Origin of the sequence: Halobacteriovorax sp. BALOs_7, assembly GCF_003612895.1 — a bacterium.
GTDB lineage: Bacteria > Bdellovibrionota > Bacteriovoracia > Bacteriovoracales > Bacteriovoracaceae > Halobacteriovorax_A > Halobacteriovorax_A vibrionivorans.
Map to the genome: position 1 here is coordinate 2514388 of NZ_CP027772.1, position 17998 is coordinate 2532385.

General features: G+C 37.8%; 20 protein-coding genes. 4 read left to right on the forward strand and 16 right to left on the reverse strand.

Translation table 11 applies throughout. The annotated features are described in order from the left end of the window. Positions 1-27: 27 nt before the first annotated feature. Genes BALOs_RS12035 through pheA form a run of 3 tightly spaced genes read left to right on the forward strand, consistent with a single transcriptional unit; the run spans position 28 to position 2734 of the window. Entirely contained in the window at positions 28-1185 is a 1158-nt protein-coding gene (locus BALOs_RS12035; RefSeq protein ID WP_120405296.1) for a pyridoxal phosphate-dependent aminotransferase, read from the forward strand. Then, complete coding sequence (locus BALOs_RS12040; protein WP_120405297.1) at positions 1185-1916, forward strand: prephenate dehydrogenase/arogenate dehydrogenase family protein; 732 nt, start codon at positions 1185-1187, stop codon at positions 1914-1916. Before BALOs_RS12035 ends, BALOs_RS12040 begins: the two co-directional genes overlap by 1 nt. Beyond that, complete coding sequence (gene pheA, locus BALOs_RS12045) at positions 1913-2734, forward strand: prephenate dehydratase (protein WP_114705459.1); 822 nt, start codon at positions 1913-1915, stop codon at positions 2732-2734. The genes BALOs_RS12040 and pheA overlap by 4 nt, the downstream gene beginning before the upstream one ends. Here the strand turns inward: pheA and BALOs_RS12050 are convergent. From BALOs_RS12050 to BALOs_RS12065, 4 genes are read right to left on the reverse strand one after another with little or no spacing between them, the layout of a single operon-like run. Beyond that, complete coding sequence (locus BALOs_RS12050) at positions 2731-3504, reverse strand: PP2C family serine/threonine-protein phosphatase (RefSeq protein WP_120405298.1); 774 nt, start codon at positions 3502-3504, stop codon at positions 2731-2733. The genes pheA and BALOs_RS12050 overlap by 4 nt on opposite strands. Then, complete coding sequence (locus BALOs_RS12055; protein WP_114705461.1) at positions 3494-4240, reverse strand: protein kinase; 747 nt, start codon at positions 4238-4240, stop codon at positions 3494-3496. The genes BALOs_RS12050 and BALOs_RS12055 overlap by 11 nt, the downstream gene beginning before the upstream one ends. Next, positions 4227-4817, reverse strand: a complete 591-nt coding sequence (locus BALOs_RS12060; protein ID WP_114705462.1) for a septation protein IspZ — start codon at positions 4815-4817, stop codon at positions 4227-4229. The genes BALOs_RS12055 and BALOs_RS12060 overlap by 14 nt, the downstream gene beginning before the upstream one ends. 12 nt (positions 4818-4829) lie before the next feature. Then, complete coding sequence (locus BALOs_RS12065) at positions 4830-5615, reverse strand: WYL domain-containing protein (RefSeq protein ID WP_114705463.1); 786 nt, start codon at positions 5613-5615, stop codon at positions 4830-4832. A 90-nt stretch (positions 5616-5705) separates the two neighbouring features. On the opposite strand from BALOs_RS12065, the gene BALOs_RS12070 reads away from it, so the two are divergent. Next, positions 5706-6206 (forward strand): hypothetical protein, encoded by a 501-nt coding sequence (locus tag BALOs_RS12070; protein ID WP_120405299.1) that lies wholly within the window; start codon positions 5706-5708, stop codon positions 6204-6206. Here BALOs_RS12070 and BALOs_RS12075 read toward each other — a convergent pair. The 12 genes from BALOs_RS12075 to BALOs_RS12130 all read right to left on the reverse strand — a co-directional run bounded on the left by BALOs_RS12075 (position 6156) and on the right by BALOs_RS12130 (position 17977). After that, on the reverse strand, positions 6156-6980 hold the full coding sequence (locus BALOs_RS12075) for an RNA pseudouridine synthase (RefSeq protein WP_162929676.1): 825 nt from the start codon (positions 6978-6980) through the stop codon (positions 6156-6158). The genes BALOs_RS12070 and BALOs_RS12075 overlap by 51 nt on opposite strands. A gap of 61 nt (positions 6981-7041) precedes the next feature. After that, positions 7042-7884 carry a flagellar motor protein MotB gene (locus BALOs_RS12080; RefSeq protein ID WP_114705466.1) on the reverse strand — a complete coding sequence of 281 codons (843 nt, stop codon included), beginning with the start codon at positions 7882-7884 and terminating at the stop codon, positions 7042-7044. 50 nt (positions 7885-7934) lie between these two features. Next, positions 7935-8708, reverse strand: a complete 774-nt coding sequence (locus BALOs_RS12085) for a motility protein A (protein ID WP_120405300.1) — start codon at positions 8706-8708, stop codon at positions 7935-7937. A 230-nt stretch (positions 8709-8938) separates the two neighbouring features. Beyond that, positions 8939-9163 (reverse strand): hypothetical protein, encoded by a 225-nt coding sequence (locus BALOs_RS12090; RefSeq protein WP_162929677.1) that lies wholly within the window; start codon positions 9161-9163, stop codon positions 8939-8941. A 140-nt stretch (positions 9164-9303) separates the two neighbouring features. Further along, a complete protein-coding gene (locus tag BALOs_RS12095; protein ID WP_162929678.1) occupies positions 9304-10440 on the reverse strand; it encodes a chorismate-binding protein in 1137 nt (378 codons plus the stop codon). After that, positions 10433-11779, reverse strand: coding sequence for a replicative DNA helicase (gene dnaB / locus BALOs_RS12100; RefSeq protein WP_158536738.1), 1347 nt, complete (start codon positions 11777-11779; stop codon positions 10433-10435). The genes BALOs_RS12095 and dnaB overlap by 8 nt, the downstream gene beginning before the upstream one ends. Positions 11780-11887: 108 nt before the next feature. Further along, entirely contained in the window at positions 11888-12502 is a 615-nt protein-coding gene (gene rplI / locus BALOs_RS12105) for a 50S ribosomal protein L9 (protein WP_158536739.1), read from the reverse strand. Between the two features lies 1 nt (position 12503). Beyond that, entirely contained in the window at positions 12504-13514 is a 1011-nt protein-coding gene (locus tag BALOs_RS12110) for a DUF2232 domain-containing protein (RefSeq protein WP_114705472.1), read from the reverse strand. A 53-nt stretch (positions 13515-13567) separates the two neighbouring features. Then, positions 13568-14179 (reverse strand): 30S ribosomal protein S18, encoded by a 612-nt coding sequence (gene rpsR / locus BALOs_RS15255; RefSeq protein ID WP_158536740.1) that lies wholly within the window; start codon positions 14177-14179, stop codon positions 13568-13570. Between the two features lie 167 nt (positions 14180-14346). Next, entirely contained in the window at positions 14347-14961 is a 615-nt protein-coding gene (locus BALOs_RS12120; RefSeq protein WP_114705473.1) for an LON peptidase substrate-binding domain-containing protein, read from the reverse strand. A gap of 48 nt (positions 14962-15009) precedes the next feature. Next, positions 15010-16581, reverse strand: a complete 1572-nt coding sequence (locus BALOs_RS12125; RefSeq protein WP_114705474.1) for an Rne/Rng family ribonuclease — start codon at positions 16579-16581, stop codon at positions 15010-15012. Between the two features lie 181 nt (positions 16582-16762). Further along, the gene (locus tag BALOs_RS12130; RefSeq protein ID WP_120405302.1) at positions 16763-17977 is read right to left on the reverse strand and encodes a NupC/NupG family nucleoside CNT transporter; all 1215 of its coding nucleotides are present in this window, start codon (positions 17975-17977) and stop codon (positions 16763-16765) included. Positions 17978-17998 lie beyond the last annotated feature (21 nt).

The window sequence follows — 17998 nt, forward strand, 5'->3', positions numbered from 1 at the left end:
CATATAGATAGGTGTTATAATCAAATTATGAAAGTATCTGATCGAGTAAACGGAATTGCTCCGTCTGGAAGTATCCAGGTTGCAGCACAAATAACAAACCTTAGAAATCAAGGTAGAGATATTATTGGCCTCAATGTTGGCGAGCCCGACTTCTCTCCTCGCGAGAGTATTCTTGAAGCAATCTATGAAGCTTTAAAAGCTGGAAAAACAAGGTACTCGTACGTTCGAGGTGAACCAGAACTTCGATCGGCCATTGCTGGCTACTTCAACATGCGTTGTAAAACTGATATTCATCAAGAAAATATTCTCGTGGGTAACGGATCAAAGCAGATTATTTTTAACACCTTTCAATCAATTCTTAATGACGGAGATGAAGTCATTGTTCCTATTCCATATTGGGTAACAATTCCTGAAAGTATTAAACTTGCAGGAGGAGAATCTATCTTTGTTAATTCAAAAGAGAATTTTCACTTAGATATTAACGCTATAAAAAAAGCAATTTCTAAAAAGACAAAAGCAATCTATATCAACACGCCTAATAATCCTTCTGGGGTTGTTTATACCAGAGAAGAGCTCACTGAATTAGGTAAACTATGTATCGAGCACGATCTCATGTTAGTAAGTGATGAGGCTTATGAAAGTCTCACTTACGATACAGAATTCATCTCACCTCTTATGCTTGGTGAAGAAATAGCCAAGAGATCCGTATCAATCCAAAGCTTTTCAAAGACCTTTTGTATGACTGGATTTCGCGTAGGCTATATGGTTGCTCATGAAGACTTCATAAAGAAAGTTGATAGTTTTCAGGGCCATCTTTGTGGAAATATCCCTTCCTTCACTCAACTTGGAGCGGTTAATGCAATTAAGCACCAAGAGGAAATCATTGGAGAGATGTTATCAACGATGAAAGAAAGAAGAGATGTAGCCTTTAAGCTCTTTTCACAATTATTTAAAACAAATGAGCCTCAAGGGGCGTTTTATCTATTTCTAGACATAACTCCTTATATTGAAAAAGGCCTTGTTAAGGACTCGATGGAGATGGTGCAAAAGCTCATTGAAGAAGCAGGTGTTGCTCTTGTTCCAGGAAAATTCTTTGGTATGAATAATTATATTCGTCTTGCCTTTACTGATACAGTAGAGCGAATCGAATTAGCTTATGAAAAAATTCAAAAGGTTTTAGCATAATGAAAGTTGGTATAATTGGTTTTGGACGACTAGGTAAATTAATATCAAAATACCTCGAAGAAGATTTTACAGTTGAGGTTTACGATATTAACCAAGACGTAAAAGAGGATGTTGAAGCACTAGGATGCCGCTTCAAGTCTCTAGATGAAGTCTGTAAGAATCCAATCGTTATACCATTTGTTCCAATGAATAAATTTGAATCAGTAATAAAAGAAATAGCTCCAAAACTTTCAAAAGATGCTCTCCTTGTGGACGTATGTTCTGTTAAGGAGATGCCCGTTGAAGTTATGAAAAAGCATCTTCCTGAATCAGTGAGTATCCTTGGAACTCACCCAATGTTTGGGCCAGACTCAGCAGGAGAAACCCTATTTGGAACAAAGATTGCTGTTTGTCCGGTACGAATTGAGGACAAACTCTATCAAAAGATTTGTGCGTTCATGCGCTTTCATGGAATTAAAGTTATAGAAACAACAGCAAGTGAGCACGATAAACAAATCTCCCACTCTCTTCTACTCACTCACATGATAGGAAGAACATTGATGGATATGGATGCTAAGAAGCTTGCCATCGATACAAAGGGATATCGTAGACTTCTTAAAATTCTAAAAACCGTTGAGAATGACTCTTGGGAGTTATTTGCAGATATGAATGAACATAATAAATACGCCAAGGAAACGAGAGAAGAATTCCTCGCTTCTTTTAATAAAGTGATTAAAAGGTTAGAAGATTGAAAGTAGCTTTTCAAGGAACGAAAGGGTCTTATTCAGAAGAGGCCCTTTATAAATATTTTGGAAAAGATGTTGAAGCTATCGGTATTGCCCTAAGTGAAGATGTCTGCCAAGCACTAGAAGACGAAGACGTCGCCTGTGCCATCTTACCTATAGAAAATAGTATTGTCGGCAATGTCGATATCAATATGGATTTAATTTTTAAACATGACTTCTTTGCCATTGGCGAACTCTATCTAGAAATTAATCATTGCCTCATGGCAAATCCGGGTGTGGAGACAGATAAAATCAAAGCTGTCTATTCGCACCCGATTGCCTTGGCACAATGCCACGGCTTCTTTAAAGAAAAGAAGCTAAAGCCTGTTGCCGAATTTGATACAGCTGGTTCTGCAAAAATTATCTCTGATTCAAAATCAGAAACAGAAGCCTGTGTTGGCTCTCGTCTTTGCGCCGACTATTACGGGCTAAATATCATTCAAGAAAAGATTCAAGATGAAGCGGATAATTACACTCGTTTTCTAATTTTTGTAAAAGAGAAAAATATTCCAACAGGAATTGGAAAAGAAAAGACATCGATCGCTTTTACAACAAAACACCATCCTGGAGCACTTCTTGGATGCCTTCAAGTCTTTGCAAGTTACAATATCAACCTGACAAAACTTGAGTCTCGCCCTATTCCCCATCAACCATTTAAGTATATCTTCTATGTTGATTTCATGGGGGCCCTTCATGATAAGAAGGTGCAGGAATGCCTTAAGGAATTAAAGCGTGATGCAAATGACATTAAGATTCTTGGAAGCTACCCTGCTGGTTCTTTTTAGGCCTTAACTTTTCTTATAACGACAAATGATGTGTCATCAAACTTAAGCCACTTATCTTCAGTTTGAGTTTTACAGAAGTTAACGAGATCCTCAAAAGATTTGTCAAAGCCACCTTGACCAATAAGCTCAGTGAGTGTGTCGTGGGGAATATTATCAAAGAGTCCATCACTACCGATAAGTACAGTGTGCCCTTTTTTCATAATAGACGATGAAGTTGACTCAATTTTAATAAGATCATCACCCATAAGATTATTAACGTAATTTCTTTCAGGATGGCTTAAGGACTCCTCTTGCCCAAGGACTCCGGCCTTAACCATATGCCCTACTCCAGAATGTGGAGTCGAAGTATAGAGTTCATTTCCATGAGCATTCCAATAAAGAATCTCAGAATCGCCCACGTGATAGAATCTAATATTATCATCTTTGATTTCAGCAAATGCCAATGTAGCTCTTGCACCGGCCTTTAGATCATTAACTTTTTGATTAGCGGCCTCTATTAAATCAAGGCTATTAGTGTTTGCGCTATACTTTGATATCTCTTCACTGATAGCGACGGAAGCATCTCGTCCTCGAGGATGGCCACCAGCACCGTCAGCAACACCAAATACGAAAGACTTCTCATCCCCACTTATAAAAAGAGAGTCTTCATTTTGCTCTGTTCCTTCTTTGTATTTATGACGAGAAATAAAATAACCAATTCGGTAATCTCCAAAATCAAAGAGATCACTTTCAAATTCGTTAATATCACAGATAATCTTCTTAAATGGCATCCGACCAATCCATTGTTTCTAAGTGAGAACGAAGCATTCGTATATTTTTAAATCGTTTTAAGATCATCCCTCTTTTGAGTCCACAAATAATGTACTTGATGGAAGGTGATAGCTTTTTGTAATGCTTTTGTCCTCCTAGAATATCATAGAAGATGCGAATGATTTTAATAATATCTTCATCGCGATTCTCTTTTTTTGAATCACCCCAATGGTGAAGGTCAATGATCTTAAGATCAAACTCTAAACCGAAGCGGCGAATGATGATATTTTCAGTGTGGAGGTCTCCGTGATACTCACCTTCAAGGTGAATGGACTCGACACCACAAACAATGGAATAAAGTAAGTGAATTGCAGAGAAAACGTCTAAGCGCTTTCCTCTTTGTTTCTTAATAAAGTCATCTAGCATCTCCCCTTCAATAAATTCTGAAACAAGACAAGCGACCTTCTGACTCTTAAGTGTAATGATTTCGTGAGATAAGCAGTCCATAACAATTGGACTATACATAAGTTTTTCAAGTTTTAAGGCACTACGAGTGCTAACTTTAAATTTTTCATTTCTTTGTGGAAAATATATTTTAACAGCTCGGATGATATTGGTGTGCTTTTCTCTAACTTTATAGACTTCACCTTCATATCCAGCACCAAGTCTTTCAACAACAATATAGCGGCTTGCGATTCTTCGCCCAGGAGCAAGATCAAATGACTCGATCATATCTTTTTTCTTAATGCTCGCCATACTGCTCTCCAAAATTCATTTTCTCTAACATATATTTCTTAAATAATTTTCTAATAACAAAGATCTCGGCAACTAAGAAAACAAGAAACACCAAATAGAAGCCGATAGACTTGAAGAATGCCCAAGTCGAAGTTGTTTCATAGATTGCTAAGTATCCCATAAAAATACCATTAATTAGCAAAAAGAATGCTAGATGATATTCTATTTTTTCCATAATAAATTCAGGCATGGGGACTTTTTTCTCCATGTCCTTCATCATCGTAAGCATCAAACTCTTTCCTCTTTTTAAATTAAATATCAAGAATGAAGAAAGAAATATTCCAGTAAAGAATGGTTGAAGTTTAAACCACACTCCATCTTTTCCAATTAAAGAAATTGGCCCCAAAATCAAGATAATCACAAAGTTTAGTTTTGAAATTGAGTGGATATGTTTAAAGAATATCTTTTCAAAAGCGATTTCTAAAATAGCAAGGGATAGCCCACCAATAATGGCGATCTCTACTGTTTGCGTCTCCTCCAGATACCAATAAAGCAGTGCTGGCAAAAACGAGATTAGAAATAAGTTATTCTTTTTCATAATTAATTTGAATTATGCGACGTTTTTTCTTTTCTGGCAAAACTCCTCAAATTCATCGCGAAGATCACTTGGTTCAAGGATCTCAATATTATCACGCATAGAATAAAGCCAATCAAAAAGGTAGAGAGACTTCTCAACTGATGCTGCCCAAATTAACTCTCCATATTGATTGGTCGTGGAATAAGGATGACCAAGAAAAATCAGATTACTTATCGGTGGAATTTCAAATCCATATTCAACCTTAAGAACGAGACGTTGGTCACTACCATCAATATGCCTTAAGGCATTAATATACTCCTCTATCTCAAAGCGAGAATAGAGAGAGCGATAATCGAATTCCTGGAATTCAATATCCTCCACCTCATTCATATCAATTGTGATCAATTGCTTAGTCTGAACATCCTCACTAATTACCTTATAAAGATTTTGGGAAAGAACAACTCGCCATGGACGAACTTTCTTCTTCGACTGGTCCAGGAATTTGAATTCACAAACCCTCCCATCTTTTGATGCAGCTTGAATATCTTTAATCAATTCACGGTGACCATTATTTTGTAGAAGAATATCTCCATAATCACGACGCCAAGAAAGTGGCATAAGAAGAAATTCTTCATTCTTTGGACGAAGGTCAATTGCCAGTCCGTAGAAGTGAGATTTCTCATAGAAAAGATAAAACTCATCACGATTTATTTCGTTTTTTCTCAAGAAAGACACAAGGTCCACTGGCTTTCTGATTTCTTCTAAATGGAATAGGATATTCCAAAAATTTTGATCTTCAATAGACGAAAATGACGTCATTACAGCTCCTTAAATAACCTACTATATTTATCGGATATGGCCATGATTTCCTTTAGTGATTTTTATAGAAATTAATGAGATAATAAGGCCATGGTACTGAAATCATTACTAAAAAATCCAGTGCTAGGCTTTGGAATCTTAATTTTTATTTTATTTTTATTTCAGCTTAGAGACAACAACATGTTTGAGCAAAGGGCCCAAAGCATGAAGGCGACGTCTTGTCGCTCAGTAAAGGTGCGCCTAGACAAGTACCTTCACCCTTCTTGGACTCTAAGATGTAATGATAATAATTTAGAAGTAACGATTCCAGCAGACGTAAAAGTTATTCCAGAAAATATCGAAGATAAAGAGATTCTACGTAAGGAAATGTACAAGGCGTTGGCAAATTCTTATATCTCTATTGCAAAGTACGCTCTACCAGAAAGCCTTGAGAGAACAATGATGGTTGTCGTCAAATTAGTTCACCCAAAGATGGTCCTCTCTTCGATTTCTGAAGGAAAATATGTTGTAAAACTTGCTACACTTAAGAATAAGAATAACTTAGCTCGCCACATCCACCAGACTATTCAAGTCCAAGAGATCACAGAATAAATCAGCTGTTTTTGCTTTAAAACAAGACAAGTGGCCATTTACCTCTAAGCAATATTGATAGGCATGAAGATAAAGACGCTTATCTCCACTTTGATAATTATCGTTATAAATAGGGTCCCCTACAATTGGAAAGCCTGCATTTGAAAGTTGAACACGTATTTGATGACGATGACCTTCATATAAACTGACTTCCACAAGACTAAGATCCTTGCTTTCATGATAATAAAGAGGGCGAAGCTTTAGACATGCTTCACTACCAGCTTCACTAATAATCATCTTCTCACCTTTTACTCCTGAGGAGATGAGTCGATCTTCTAATTTTAATTCTTCTTCAACTTTACCATTAACAATTGCAAGGTAGGTCTTCTCCTTTGCAATCTGTCCAAAAGAGTCCCTAAGGTTTTGGTGAATAAGCTCATCTTTTATGTAAATTAGCACACCACTTGTTAATTGATCTAAACGATAAAGTAGGCCCTTTTCATAATCTCCCCCTTTCTTACCAAGGCTTGAAAGATTGAATCTCTTTCTCATAAAGTTTAAAACTGTATTGGTTTCACTATAATCCATTGGATGCCCATGGATTCCATGAGGCTTATTAACAACAATGAAAATATCATTTTCTTCAATCACTTCAATTTCTGGCCCATGATAAATTGGGTTTACAAGAGAGCGATTTAGAAGATCATGTGGAAGATAGAGCTCACCTTTTTCCTTTAGTGAGGATTGAAGAGCATTCTTAGAAATATATGAGGTCTTAATGGCCTTATTAGACAAAAGGAGCTCCTCTTTGAGAAACTCCTTTAAAGTATTTTTTGCATTTAGATTACAGAAATTTTTATTGTGCATCGACTTTATGGCCATTGTCTTCAAGGTCACGTTTTCTAATTAAGAAGACAACCTTGCGATTTTCACGATCAACTTCCATTTGAGAACTACCTGGAAGATCAGTTAAACGTGTATCACCATAGAATACTGTTGAGATTCTCTCTGGTGCGACACCACGCCTAATGAGTGATTTTGTTACGGCCGTTGCTCTTGCTGAAGACAGCTCTAAAGCATCACTTTTTCCATCTCGTGAGACTTCACCGCGAGCGGCATGCCCAATAACAAAGACCTTCCAATTCCTCTTTTTAAGAAGATTTATCATTCTCTGATAACTTGAAACCGCTATTTTATTTGAATCAATTTCAACTGAGCCTCGCTTAAAATAAATCTTATCTTTAAGTCGAACGGCAATGCCCTCAGCTTGCTCATACACAGTGACGTTTTCATTGAGGTTAAACTCTTTAAGGTCATAGCGCATATTTTTTAGGCTCTCATCTGAGCCACGATTAATTTCATGCTTATCAAGGATCCCTTCCATCGTTAGAAACTCAATTGGAAAAGGACGAATAGGAGTTTGAGATTCCATCATTGTTGGAAAATTATCCGGAGACTTACCTTTTTGGATAACTTCACCTTGTTGAAGAACGTTACCTCCAAAGGCATTACGAATCGAACCTAGAGCGGCTTCATACTTTGCTGTTTCTGTCTTTGCAAACGATAGTAGAAGTACGAAGAATGTCAGTAGAAGCGTAACCAGATCGGAGAACGTGGCCATCCACCCCGGTAAACCCTCTTCACACGGTGGACATTTTACATTTCCTTCATCTACTGCTGCAGCACTTTCATCTGCCATGGTCTTACTCCTTGATCACCTAATTTGTATTTAATCCTCAAATACTTATTTTATTCTTCACCACCGCCGTCATCATCAGATGATCTCTCACTTGGAGGTAGGAATGAATTTAATTTTTCAATAATCATACGTGGGTTCTCACCCGCTACAATCCCTAGCGTTCCCGCAATAACAATACTCATGGACATAAGTTCTAATTGAGAACGATATTCAATCTTATTCTTAACCGGGTTAGCAAAAACGTTGGCAATGATGGCACCATAGAACGTTGTCAAAAGGGCAACGGCCATGGCCGGACCAATGGCCGACGGATCTGAAAGGTTCTGAAGCATTTGTACCAGACCGATTAGGGTCCCGATCATTCCCATGGCCGGACCGTCAGCAGCAACCCCACCAAAAACATCTGAACCTGTTTTGTGGCGAGACTCCATTGAGTCGATATCCATTTGTAGAATTGATGCAATAACCTCAGGTGGTCTATTATCTGCTGCTAGTGTCATGGCCTTCTTCATAAAAGGATCATCAATTTCAGCTTTTTCAAGAGCGAAAACCGACTCACGACGAGCTAGTTCAGCTAGTTCTTTAATCTTATTAATCTTTTCTTTAGGATCAACTGCAGTAAAGAAGAAAGACTTCATGGCAATTGAGACAAGGCCTTTAATAACTTCCATTGGCCAGCGATAGAGTGTAACCCCAATAAGTCCGAGGAAAACAACTAAGATCGATGGCACGTCAATGAAGATCGAAATCGCTCCCCCCGACATGATGGATCCCAAGATCCCACCAACCGCTAAAACTAAACCAATAACTGATGCTATATCCATACAACATTCCTGTGAAAATATTCCTTTATCAATCTAAGTATCGGAAATAAGAACGCTGACCTTAACAAAAAATTAGTAAGTTCTTTAAATTGCTATGTTTGGAAAAAAATACCGCTGAACGCTTTATTGAATTTTGGGGGTTAAATAAACAAAATGCCCTTTAAGCAATACTTAAAGGGCAAAAGGAGATTATTGAGAAACAAGTCCTATGTTTCCAAAATTTTAACTGACTAGTTTAATCGAGTAGTATCGACGCCATTTTCTTCAAAAGTCGCGTCTAAAAACTTTAGCATCTTTGCTCTCAATTCATCCATTGAAACGGTGTCATCAACCATCAACTCTTTCTTAATGAAATCTGTTGGTACGCCTGATGCTTCAACTAAATCTTTTAATTGCACCATAACTTCCTTGTTGTGAGTATTATCGATATTTGTTGTGTTGTCTTTGTTTGCCATTTCCATTGACTCCCTCTCCAGTGACAAGTTTTTTAACCTATTCCTTGGCAAAGCAATCCTTTGCTTCACTTTGTCACAAAAAAATCATATCTAGCGTCAAAGATGAATGTCAAAACTATCAATTTGATTGTAAGATTTTATTAGAAATTTACATCTTTAAAGAAAACCTTAAGAAAACTATTAGTTTTTGCGAGTAACTCATCGAATTCACTGACTTCTTCACTAAGTAGTGTAATACCACCCCCACTTCCGTAACGGGCCGCACCAGTGGACTTAATTACATCTAAAGAGCGTATATTAATCGATGCCTTAGCTATCTTATCAACGGCCAAAACGGTAGAACCCGTATATAGCCCACGCTTTTGCGCTTCGATTTCCTTGATTAACTTTAAGACTCTTTTCTTTGGAGCACCGGTGATGCTACCACCAGGAAAGATGGCCTTGAGTACTTTTGGTATATTTAAATGATCTTCTTTCACACTTATTCTTGAGTATTGATGAATTAAGCCCGGTACTTCAAAGAACTCACGCAATGATTCGACAACTGAGAAACTCTCACCAATACCAGAAAGGTCGTGGCGTAAAAGATCCGTAATAATATTGAGCTCACTTTCATTCTTTACATCACCAATTAAAGAATCACGTCCCAACTCTTTTTTAATTGTTCCCTTAATAGGCCTTGTTACGATTTTCTTTTCAATAAAATCATACTCAAAAAGGCACTCTGGTGAATTACTTAGAATAAGTCGATCTTGTAGCGGCAGGTTTATTAAATGTGCAAACTCTCCCAGACTTGAAAAGATTGATTCATATCGAAATGACTTTTCTAATAAAGAAATATCATTAACTTCTAATGGAATTATGCGAGTAAGGTTTAACTGATAGCAATTGCCATCTAAGAGGTTTTCATAAGTTGCCTTGAACTTATTACGATATTCATCACGAAAGCTTTCACAAGTAATCCTTGCACCACTGAGAGCATCATCTTCAATCGTGGTGAGCTCACTAGTTGATTCAAAGTTTATGAATGTAGCAAGATTAACCTCTTCTCGTGTTAATAAATCATCCCACTGAAAAAGATGTCCTAATTCATATTCTAGGATTTGAACTTGCCACTTTTTATTAAACAATTCATCAAATGCTTGGGTATCAAACTTTTGAACTTCATTTGTTAATACATTCGTAATGGATTTATTTGTAACTTGAAAATATTGGACAGGCTTCTCAAGTTTTAAGAAGCCTGATTCTGTTTTAAAGAGAGCGTAGCTCTTATCCACCTGGTTGGTCTTCAGCACCATATGCAATGTTCTCAAAACTAGTATGAGCACCAACGAAAGTTAGCTTCGCTGTTCCGACTTCACCACCACGGTTTTTACCAACAATTACTTCTGCAATCCCTTGATCTTTAGTATCAGGATTGTAGTACTCATCACGGTAAACGAACATAACGATATCGGCATCCTGCTCAATTGAACCAGATTCACGAAGATCGGATGTCATAGGACGCTTATTTGGTCTTGCCTCAACACCACGGTTAAGCTGTGATAATGCGATTACAGGACACTCAAGTTCTTTGGCCATATTCTTTAGGCCCCTTGAGATTTCTGAAATCTGCTGCTCACGAGGTAGGGCCTTATTATGTGAACTCATTAGCTGAAGGTAGTCGATAACAACCAGACCTAGACCTTCAGATGCCTTAATCTTACGACAGGCAGACTGAATATCAAGTAGGTTTGTACCAGCATTATCGTTGATATAAATTGGAAGTTCAGCAAGTTGCTTAATCCCTTGCCCAATTCTTCTTAGATCTGTTTCTAAGAAATCTTTTGTACGAATTCTCTTAGAATCAACTTTAGCTCTTTGAGTTAGAAGTCTCATTGAAAGTTCTTTTGCCATCATCTCCAGTGAGAATAGAGCAACAGGAAGCTTTGAGATTTCACATGTATTTTGAGCAACGTTAAGAGCGAGGGCCGTCTTCCCCATGGCAGGACGGGCAGCAAGGATAATTAGCTGACCAGCTTGCATACCAAGTAAAAGCTTATCAAGTGCAGGATAACCAGTAGGTACACCTTGAATCTCACCCGCTTTACGTGAAGTATCCTCAATCTCTTTAATATTCTCTTTTAAACATTCATTAAGCTTAACCATACTTCCTTGCTTGGCCTCATTTGTAAGACCAAAGAAAGTTGCTTCAACTTCTTGAATGAAATCCTGCGCATTTCCAGAAAAGGTTGCACCCTTATCTGCAACTTTACGGGCCTGACGAACAAGCTCTCTTAGAGATGCCTTATCGCGAACCGTCTTTGCATAGTGACGTAGGTTTACACTTGAAACCTGATCTTCTGTAATATCGAGGATAAATCCTTGTCCCCCAATCTCCTCAAGACGATTATGCCCTGAAAGATGTGAACAAATTGTTACGTAATCAACTGGACTATTTGAATAGACCATATCTTTAATAGCATCAAATACAATTCCATACTTTGGATCGTAGAAATCTTTTCCTTCAAGTTTTAAGTCTGAGATTTCATCAAAAGACTGACTGTCTAAAATTAGACAAGAAAGTAGCGACTTTTCAGATAAAGTATCATTAGGAAGTGTGATTCCCTTTTTCATGTTTGTATTGTTGCCGTTGGATAAGTCAACCATATCTGCCCCGTAATATGATTAAGTAATAGAAAGAAAAAGGGAGGCTTTAAGCCCCCCTCTTAATATTTAGAAAAATTAGCTTCTAAGAATTTTATTAGCTTCCATTTTAAGCTTTTCATCTTCAGTCATTTCAGCTTTTTCTTCACCGTCAGTACCGTTTTCAGCTTGTTCTTTTGCAAGAGCTTCTTTAGCAGCTTTAGCAGCAGCTAGTTCTTCAGCTTTTTTCTTGTTCTCTTCTTCTTGCTTTGGATCCATTTTTACAGTTACTGTAAAAGCAGCTTCAATTCCAGAGAAGATAGTAGCTTTAACATCAAATTTACCAACTGAACGGATTGGCTTCTCTAGAAGAAGGTGTCTTCTTTCTACAGTGTGACCAAGCTTTTCAAGTTCCTGTGCAAGATCGTTAGTTGTAACAGAACCAAATAGTTTACCGTTAGTTCCAACTCTTTTTACAAGATCAATATTTAGACCGTCGATAGCTGAAGCAACTTTCTTTGCTTCACCTTTGTTTTCTTCTACTTTTTTAGCAAGTAGTTTTTCGTAGTGCTTAACCTGTGCTGTGTTTGACTCATCAGCAAGAACTGCAGCACCATTTGGGATTAGGAAGTTTCTTGCATAACCAGCAGATACGTTAACGATCTCACCAACGTTACCAAGAGACTTTACAGTTTCTTTAAGAATAACTTTCATTTTATAGCTCCTTATTTTTTTTAAAAAATCTTCTAAAGTTGGCCCATCCATCGATGAGTCCAACAATCGCAATAAAGCGATGGGCAAAGAAAATAGTCATGATAGCAAGAATTGAGCGAACAAAACCTGTTACCTTGATGTATTTTAGGAAATCGAGGTAAACCCCCATTCCTTGAAAGAAGTAAAATACGCCTAAGCACATTAAAATGTTAAGGCCAACAACCTCAACAACTTCTCCTCCTAAGTATTCCCCGCCTAGAAATAATGCTAAACCAGCAATCAAAATATATGAAAAGAACTCTGGTACTTGGAATTTCACAAAGTCTTTTAAGCTATACTCATGCCCATGTAGCATTTTCCACATTTTTGCATTTCTTAGTAACATGAAACTTGTTAACCAAAGGATAAAGAATGTACCAACAAAAACCACTGAAAAGAACCATTGATAAATCATCTTGATGATTTTCTCTGGATGCTCCATAAGGTCTTGGTAAGCTATTGCCATCTCCCCACCACGAGCAATGAAGTCTTCATAGTCAGGAGCACTCTTTAATTGATCAATATTTTCTGTAACAGTTGTTGTAATCGCTTGAGAAAATGTCGATGGAAAAATTAATTCAACCATCCCAATTAAACTAAAGATTACAATTAATAGTAAAAATCCTCTTCTTAATAACCCTGTAACAGGATTTTCATTGCGAAGAATTGTTGAAGCACTTAGGAATCCAATAATCACAGCATAGAAAACAACATAAGCTGAATTCGCCAGAATTATGAGTCCTTCTCCAAATTGCGCCGCAATTAATGAGAGAATAATTACTGAACCAAAAGTTACAAAAGTCTTTAAGTTCCCGTATAGCAAGAATGCGAATGCAGCAGGAAGTGGAGCGAAGATTGCAAGCGGACCTGCTGTGCTCAATATCAAACAAACCACGCACAAGAAGATAAGCTTCCCAATAGTGAAGTTCTCTTTTGAGATTGGTGTGAATGTATTTGGCTTTTCTTCTTTCATTTAATACTTAATTTCCACTACTTCCTTAATTACATTAAATCTTCAATCACATCTTAGTGAGCGAAGTCACCTCTAACGTGAGATACTAGACCAATGTTTCTTGCTCTTTTAATAGCACTTTGGGCCCATCTGTGGTGCTTAGTAGAAACACCAGTTACTCTTGCTGGTTGAATCTTACCAAACTCGTTAACAAGCCAGTTATAAGTCTTTGGATCTTTCCAATCTGCAGTGATGCTATTTGCTTTGAACCAGCAGTGCTTTCTCTTAGCAAATCTTCTCTTATCTTTTTCTGCACCTTTATCTAGTTCATCAGTTTGTGAACCTGGGTGAGCTTTTGAGAATGGAGTCTTGTAGTTTTTAACAGCTGTTTCAGCATCTGCTTCGTCAAGTTTAACGATTAGGTACTTGTGTACGTGCTCGTTAATTCTGAAACGTCTTTGAAGTTCAGTGTTAAGGTCTTTGTTTCCTGAAACGATGAAATAGATGTAGTTACCTTGTTTCGCACCGTTCTTGGCAGTTTGAGCAAAAGTTCTCATTCCCCAATCATCAGTAAGGTGAACATCACCATCATAAGATTTTGCAACTTCAGCAACTAAATTTTTAAGTTTAGTTTGTTGCTCTTCAGTAGCGCTTGCGTGAGCTACTAATGCTAACTCATAAATCATACTTTATCTCCTGGACAATAGTTGTTATTGGCTTCCCTACCACAGGGAAGCGAGTAAAATTAACGGTCAAATGTGGTGCTAATCTACCAGCAGCAGTGGATTAAGTAAAGAAATAGTCAGTGAAAAGAAGAATTTATCACGTTGACAAGTGTTTGAAATTACGAGGTTTAATTCATCCATTCGAGAAGGACGTCGATTTTTGCATTGATGTCATCGATTTCTAGGATGCCCTGCTTCAAATCAGGGGAAGTTATAACAAATTCAGTGATGGCCCCAACAAGAACAATCGGATCTTCCGCCGCGTGCATAAGAGCATCATACTCGGCCTGATTTTTAAAAAACGACTTGGCCCATTCACGAAATACGAGCTGCAGTTTTTGCAATGAAATCATATGCTCTGGCATCACTGTTAAAAACTCAGGAATATTTTCCACTTCGATTGTATTATATGGAGCATCTTCGTTGTAGACACTAATGATTTCACCTTTTGCAAATGGCTCAAGAACAACGAGCATACTGCCATCTTTCGACTTTTGAAGAATCTGCACACGGCCAAGGCCAGTAATTCTTCGCACACTTCCATACTTTTCATGCTCTATAGGAATACTTCCGTGATCAGCTGAAGCATGCTGGCCGAGATTAGCATATGTTAGAGCAACCGGAACCCCTTCCATTTCAGCATCATGAATCATGCGAATATAGCGGGGTTCAAATATATTGAGGGGTTTTCTCAGAATTGCCTGATACGAAACTTTATGTAATGGGAATAGAAATGCTCTCATATAAAGTTCCCTATCGTACGGCCAGGATGCGAAGCAACCCGGCCATTTTTAGAAAATCTCGTATTGTTCAACGTGATACGAGTTCTCTGAGCGAATCTGTAGCGTTACGCTAAACACTTCTTCAATCGTCTCTATGATATCCAGCTCTTCACTACAAAGAGAAGCTGTAACCTCAGGATGAGCGTAGATTGAAATCTTCTTCTGCTGTGGATTGTTACGAATTTTCTTTTTAAGTTCGCGAACAATCTCGTAACAAACAGTATGTACTGTCTTAACAATTCCATTTCCTTCACAATACGGACATGGCTCACACATAATACGAGTCAGGGTATCGCGAGTTCTCTTTCTCGTCATTTCAACGAGTCCAAGTTCAGAAATAGGTAAGACCTTTGTCTTTGATCGATCTTTCTTTAATGCCTCAACAAGGGTGTTATAAACGGTTTCACGATTTTCAATTTTTTCCATATCGATAAAATCGATAATGATAATCCCACCGCAATTTCTAAGCCTTAGCTGATAAGCAATTTCTTTTACGGCCTCAAGATTTGTTCTTAGAATCGTCTCCTCTAAGTTCTTGCGCCCAACAAATTTACCAGTGTTAACATCAATTGAAACAAGTGCTTCAGTTTGATCAATATTAAGTGATCCACCAGAGCGAAGGTAAACTTTATTACTTAGTCCCCTTTCTATCTCAATTCCTACACCAAACTTTTCAAAGATTGGATTAGTCTCATCAAAGAATTTTGCCTTACCTTTAATCTGTGGCAGATACTTAGTAGCAAATTTCTCAACTTCCTTAACACCATCTTTGTCATCGATAATAATATTATCAACATCTTCATCAGTTATATCTCGTAAAACTCTCTGAATAAAAGTTAAGTCTTCATAACAAAGAGCTGGAGCTTTTTCTTTTTCTGACTTCTTTTGAACTTCTTTCCAGATTTTAGTGAGCATATCGTAGTCAGTTTTAAGAGTTTTATATGAACTCCCCTCTGCTACTGTTCGTGCAATGACACCTTTTCCTTCTGGACGGATTGTCTCAAGCATCTCTTTTAAACGATCACGCTCTTCTTCATTTTCAATACGACGAGAAACACCAGTGTGCTCAATAAATGGCATGTAAACCACATAGCGTCCTGGAATTGTGACATGACGAGTGACTCGTGGCCCCTTTGTCGAAATTGGCTCCTTTGCAACCTGAACAATGATCTCATCCCCTTCTTTTAAGAATGATTCAATCGTTGCCGTCTCTGGACGCATACGCATATCAACTTCTTCCGAAAGTGTTGCTAGCTCATCAGGAATAACAAGGCTTCGCTCTTTCTTTTCCTTACGAATCTCTTCCGCTTTCTTGGCCATCTCTCTTTGTTCATCAAGAGTTGGTAAGTATGCGTCATCAACGTAGAGGAATGCTGCTTTTTCGTAACCAATATCAACGAATGCAGACTGCATTCCAGGAAGAACTCTTAAAACTTTTCCTCGGTAGATATTCCCTAGCCTTGGATGAGGATTAGAGTCTGCTTTGACTCTCTCCATTAGAAAATCGAGAATCTCTCCATTTTCCATCAAAACAGCACGCCATTCGTTAACTGTTTTGTTAATAATCAAATCTTTAGACATATATATTCCTTTTAAACTTTATATCGTTCTTTCGATAACGCGCGAGGCAAATCGGCGAGCGCAGCTCAAGCCAAGACTTTAACCTACTAATAATTGTACGTGTGAGCAAGGTTTTACGCTAGAAGATATAATATTCCGCGTTAACCTACTCAACTAATCAGTTTTTTGTAAAATTAGAATTTTAGATAAAGATACCTGCCACACAAGCAGTCATGAAACATGCTAGTGTTCCAGCAATTAGAGACTTAACCCCTAGTTTTGCTAGGTCTTGCTTACGATTTTCAGCAATGCCACCAATACCACCGATTTGAATTCCGATTGAAGAGAAATTAGCAAAACCGCAAAGAGCATAAGTTGCAATAGTAATTGAGCGCTCTGATAAGTTACCCATATTGTCCTTTAGATCAAGATAGGCCACAAACTCATTTAGTACGACTTTTTTACCAAGAAGCATTCCAACAATTTCTGCATCCTTCCACTCAACTCCTAATAACCAAGCAAATGGAGCAAATAATTTCCCCATAATGAGCTCAAGAGTAATTCCTTCTGCTCCAAATAAACCGGTTACATAACCAATGGCACCATTAAGCATTGCTACAAGAGCGATAATGGCAATCAACATTGCACCAACATTAATAGCAAGCTTTACACCTTCACTTGCTCCGTTGGCAGCAGCATCGATTAAATTAACACTATTATCTTTTAATTCTAATTTTAAATCACCTTGTGTGAGAGACTCTTCAGTCTCTGGAATCATAAGCTTGGCACAAACAAGTGCTGCTGGAGCTGACATAACAGATGCAGACAGTAAGTGAGCGGCATCAATTCCAAATCCAACATATGAAGCTAAAACCCCTCCTGCAACCGTGGCCATCCCACCAGTCATCAGGGCCATTAATTCAGATTGAGTCATTTTCGAAACAAGTGGCTTAACCACAAGCGGTGCTTCAGTTTGGCCAGCAAAGATATTTGCAGCTGCTGCTAGAGACTCTGCACCAGAAGTTCCCATAACCACTGACATTACTTTTGCAAAAGCTTTGATAATGATTTGCATTATTCCTAAATGGTAGAAAACACTCATTAATGATGACATGAAAATAATGGTTGGAAGAACCATAACAAAGAAAATGAAACCTAGTTTTGGTACATTTGTTAATGGCCCAAAAATAAAGTTTGAGCCTTCATTAGTATAATTTAAAATGGCCGTAAAAAATCCACGCGCACCTTCAAAGAAGTTTTGCCCAACAGATGTTTTTAAAATGATTAGTCCAAAGAAAACCTGGAGAAGCACACCTGAAATAACAAGTCGCCAATTAACTTTTTTGCGATTAGTCGATAAGGCAAAAGCGATTGCTAGCATAACCACTAGCCCAAGTGCTGAGATAAGTCTTTCCATTGTGTCCCCGATGTCAATTCA

Excerpts from the sequence above, each read along its gene's own strand:
- BALOs_RS12090 (WP_162929677.1), bottom strand. The coding sequence starts at position 9,163 with ATGGCAAACAAAGACAACACAACAAATATCGATAATACTCACAACAAG.
- BALOs_RS12085 (WP_120405300.1), bottom strand. The coding sequence starts at position 8,708 with ATGGATATAGCATCAGTTATTGGTTTAGTTTTAGCGGTTGGTGGGATC.
- BALOs_RS12055 (WP_114705461.1), bottom strand. The coding sequence starts at position 4,240 with ATGGCGAGCATTAAGAAAAAAGATATGATCGAGTCATTTGATCTTGCT.
- BALOs_RS12080 (WP_114705466.1), bottom strand. The coding sequence starts at position 7,884 with ATGGCAGATGAAAGTGCTGCAGCAGTAGATGAAGGAAATGTAAAATGT.
- BALOs_RS12125 (WP_114705474.1), bottom strand. The coding sequence starts at position 16,581 with ATGTCTAAAGATTTGATTATTAACAAAACAGTTAACGAATGGCGTGCT.
- BALOs_RS12060 (WP_114705462.1), bottom strand. The coding sequence starts at position 4,817 with ATGAAAAAGAATAACTTATTTCTAATCTCGTTTTTGCCAGCACTGCTT.
- rpsR (WP_158536740.1), bottom strand. The coding sequence starts at position 14,179 with ATGATTTATGAGTTAGCATTAGTAGCTCACGCAAGCGCTACTGAAGAG.
- BALOs_RS12040 (WP_120405297.1), top strand. The coding sequence starts at position 1,185 with ATGAAAGTTGGTATAATTGGTTTTGGACGACTAGGTAAATTAATATCA.
- BALOs_RS12065 (WP_114705463.1), bottom strand. The coding sequence starts at position 5,615 with ATGACGTCATTTTCGTCTATTGAAGATCAAAATTTTTGGAATATCCTA.
- BALOs_RS12120 (WP_114705473.1), bottom strand. The coding sequence starts at position 14,961 with ATGAGAGCATTTCTATTCCCATTACATAAAGTTTCGTATCAGGCAATT.
- rplI (WP_158536739.1), bottom strand. The coding sequence starts at position 12,502 with ATGAAAGTTATTCTTAAAGAAACTGTAAAGTCTCTTGGTAACGTTGGT.
- BALOs_RS12035 (WP_120405296.1), top strand. The coding sequence starts at position 28 with ATGAAAGTATCTGATCGAGTAAACGGAATTGCTCCGTCTGGAAGTATC.
- BALOs_RS12050 (WP_120405298.1), bottom strand. The coding sequence starts at position 3,504 with ATGCCATTTAAGAAGATTATCTGTGATATTAACGAATTTGAAAGTGAT.
- BALOs_RS12110 (WP_114705472.1), bottom strand. The coding sequence starts at position 13,514 with ATGAAAGAAGAAAAGCCAAATACATTCACACCAATCTCAAAAGAGAAC.
- BALOs_RS12130 (WP_120405302.1), bottom strand. The coding sequence starts at position 17,977 with ATGGAAAGACTTATCTCAGCACTTGGGCTAGTGGTTATGCTAGCAATC.
- dnaB (WP_158536738.1), bottom strand. The coding sequence starts at position 11,779 with ATGAAAAAGGGAATCACACTTCCTAATGATACTTTATCTGAAAAGTCG.
- BALOs_RS12070 (WP_120405299.1), top strand. The coding sequence starts at position 5,706 with ATGGTACTGAAATCATTACTAAAAAATCCAGTGCTAGGCTTTGGAATC.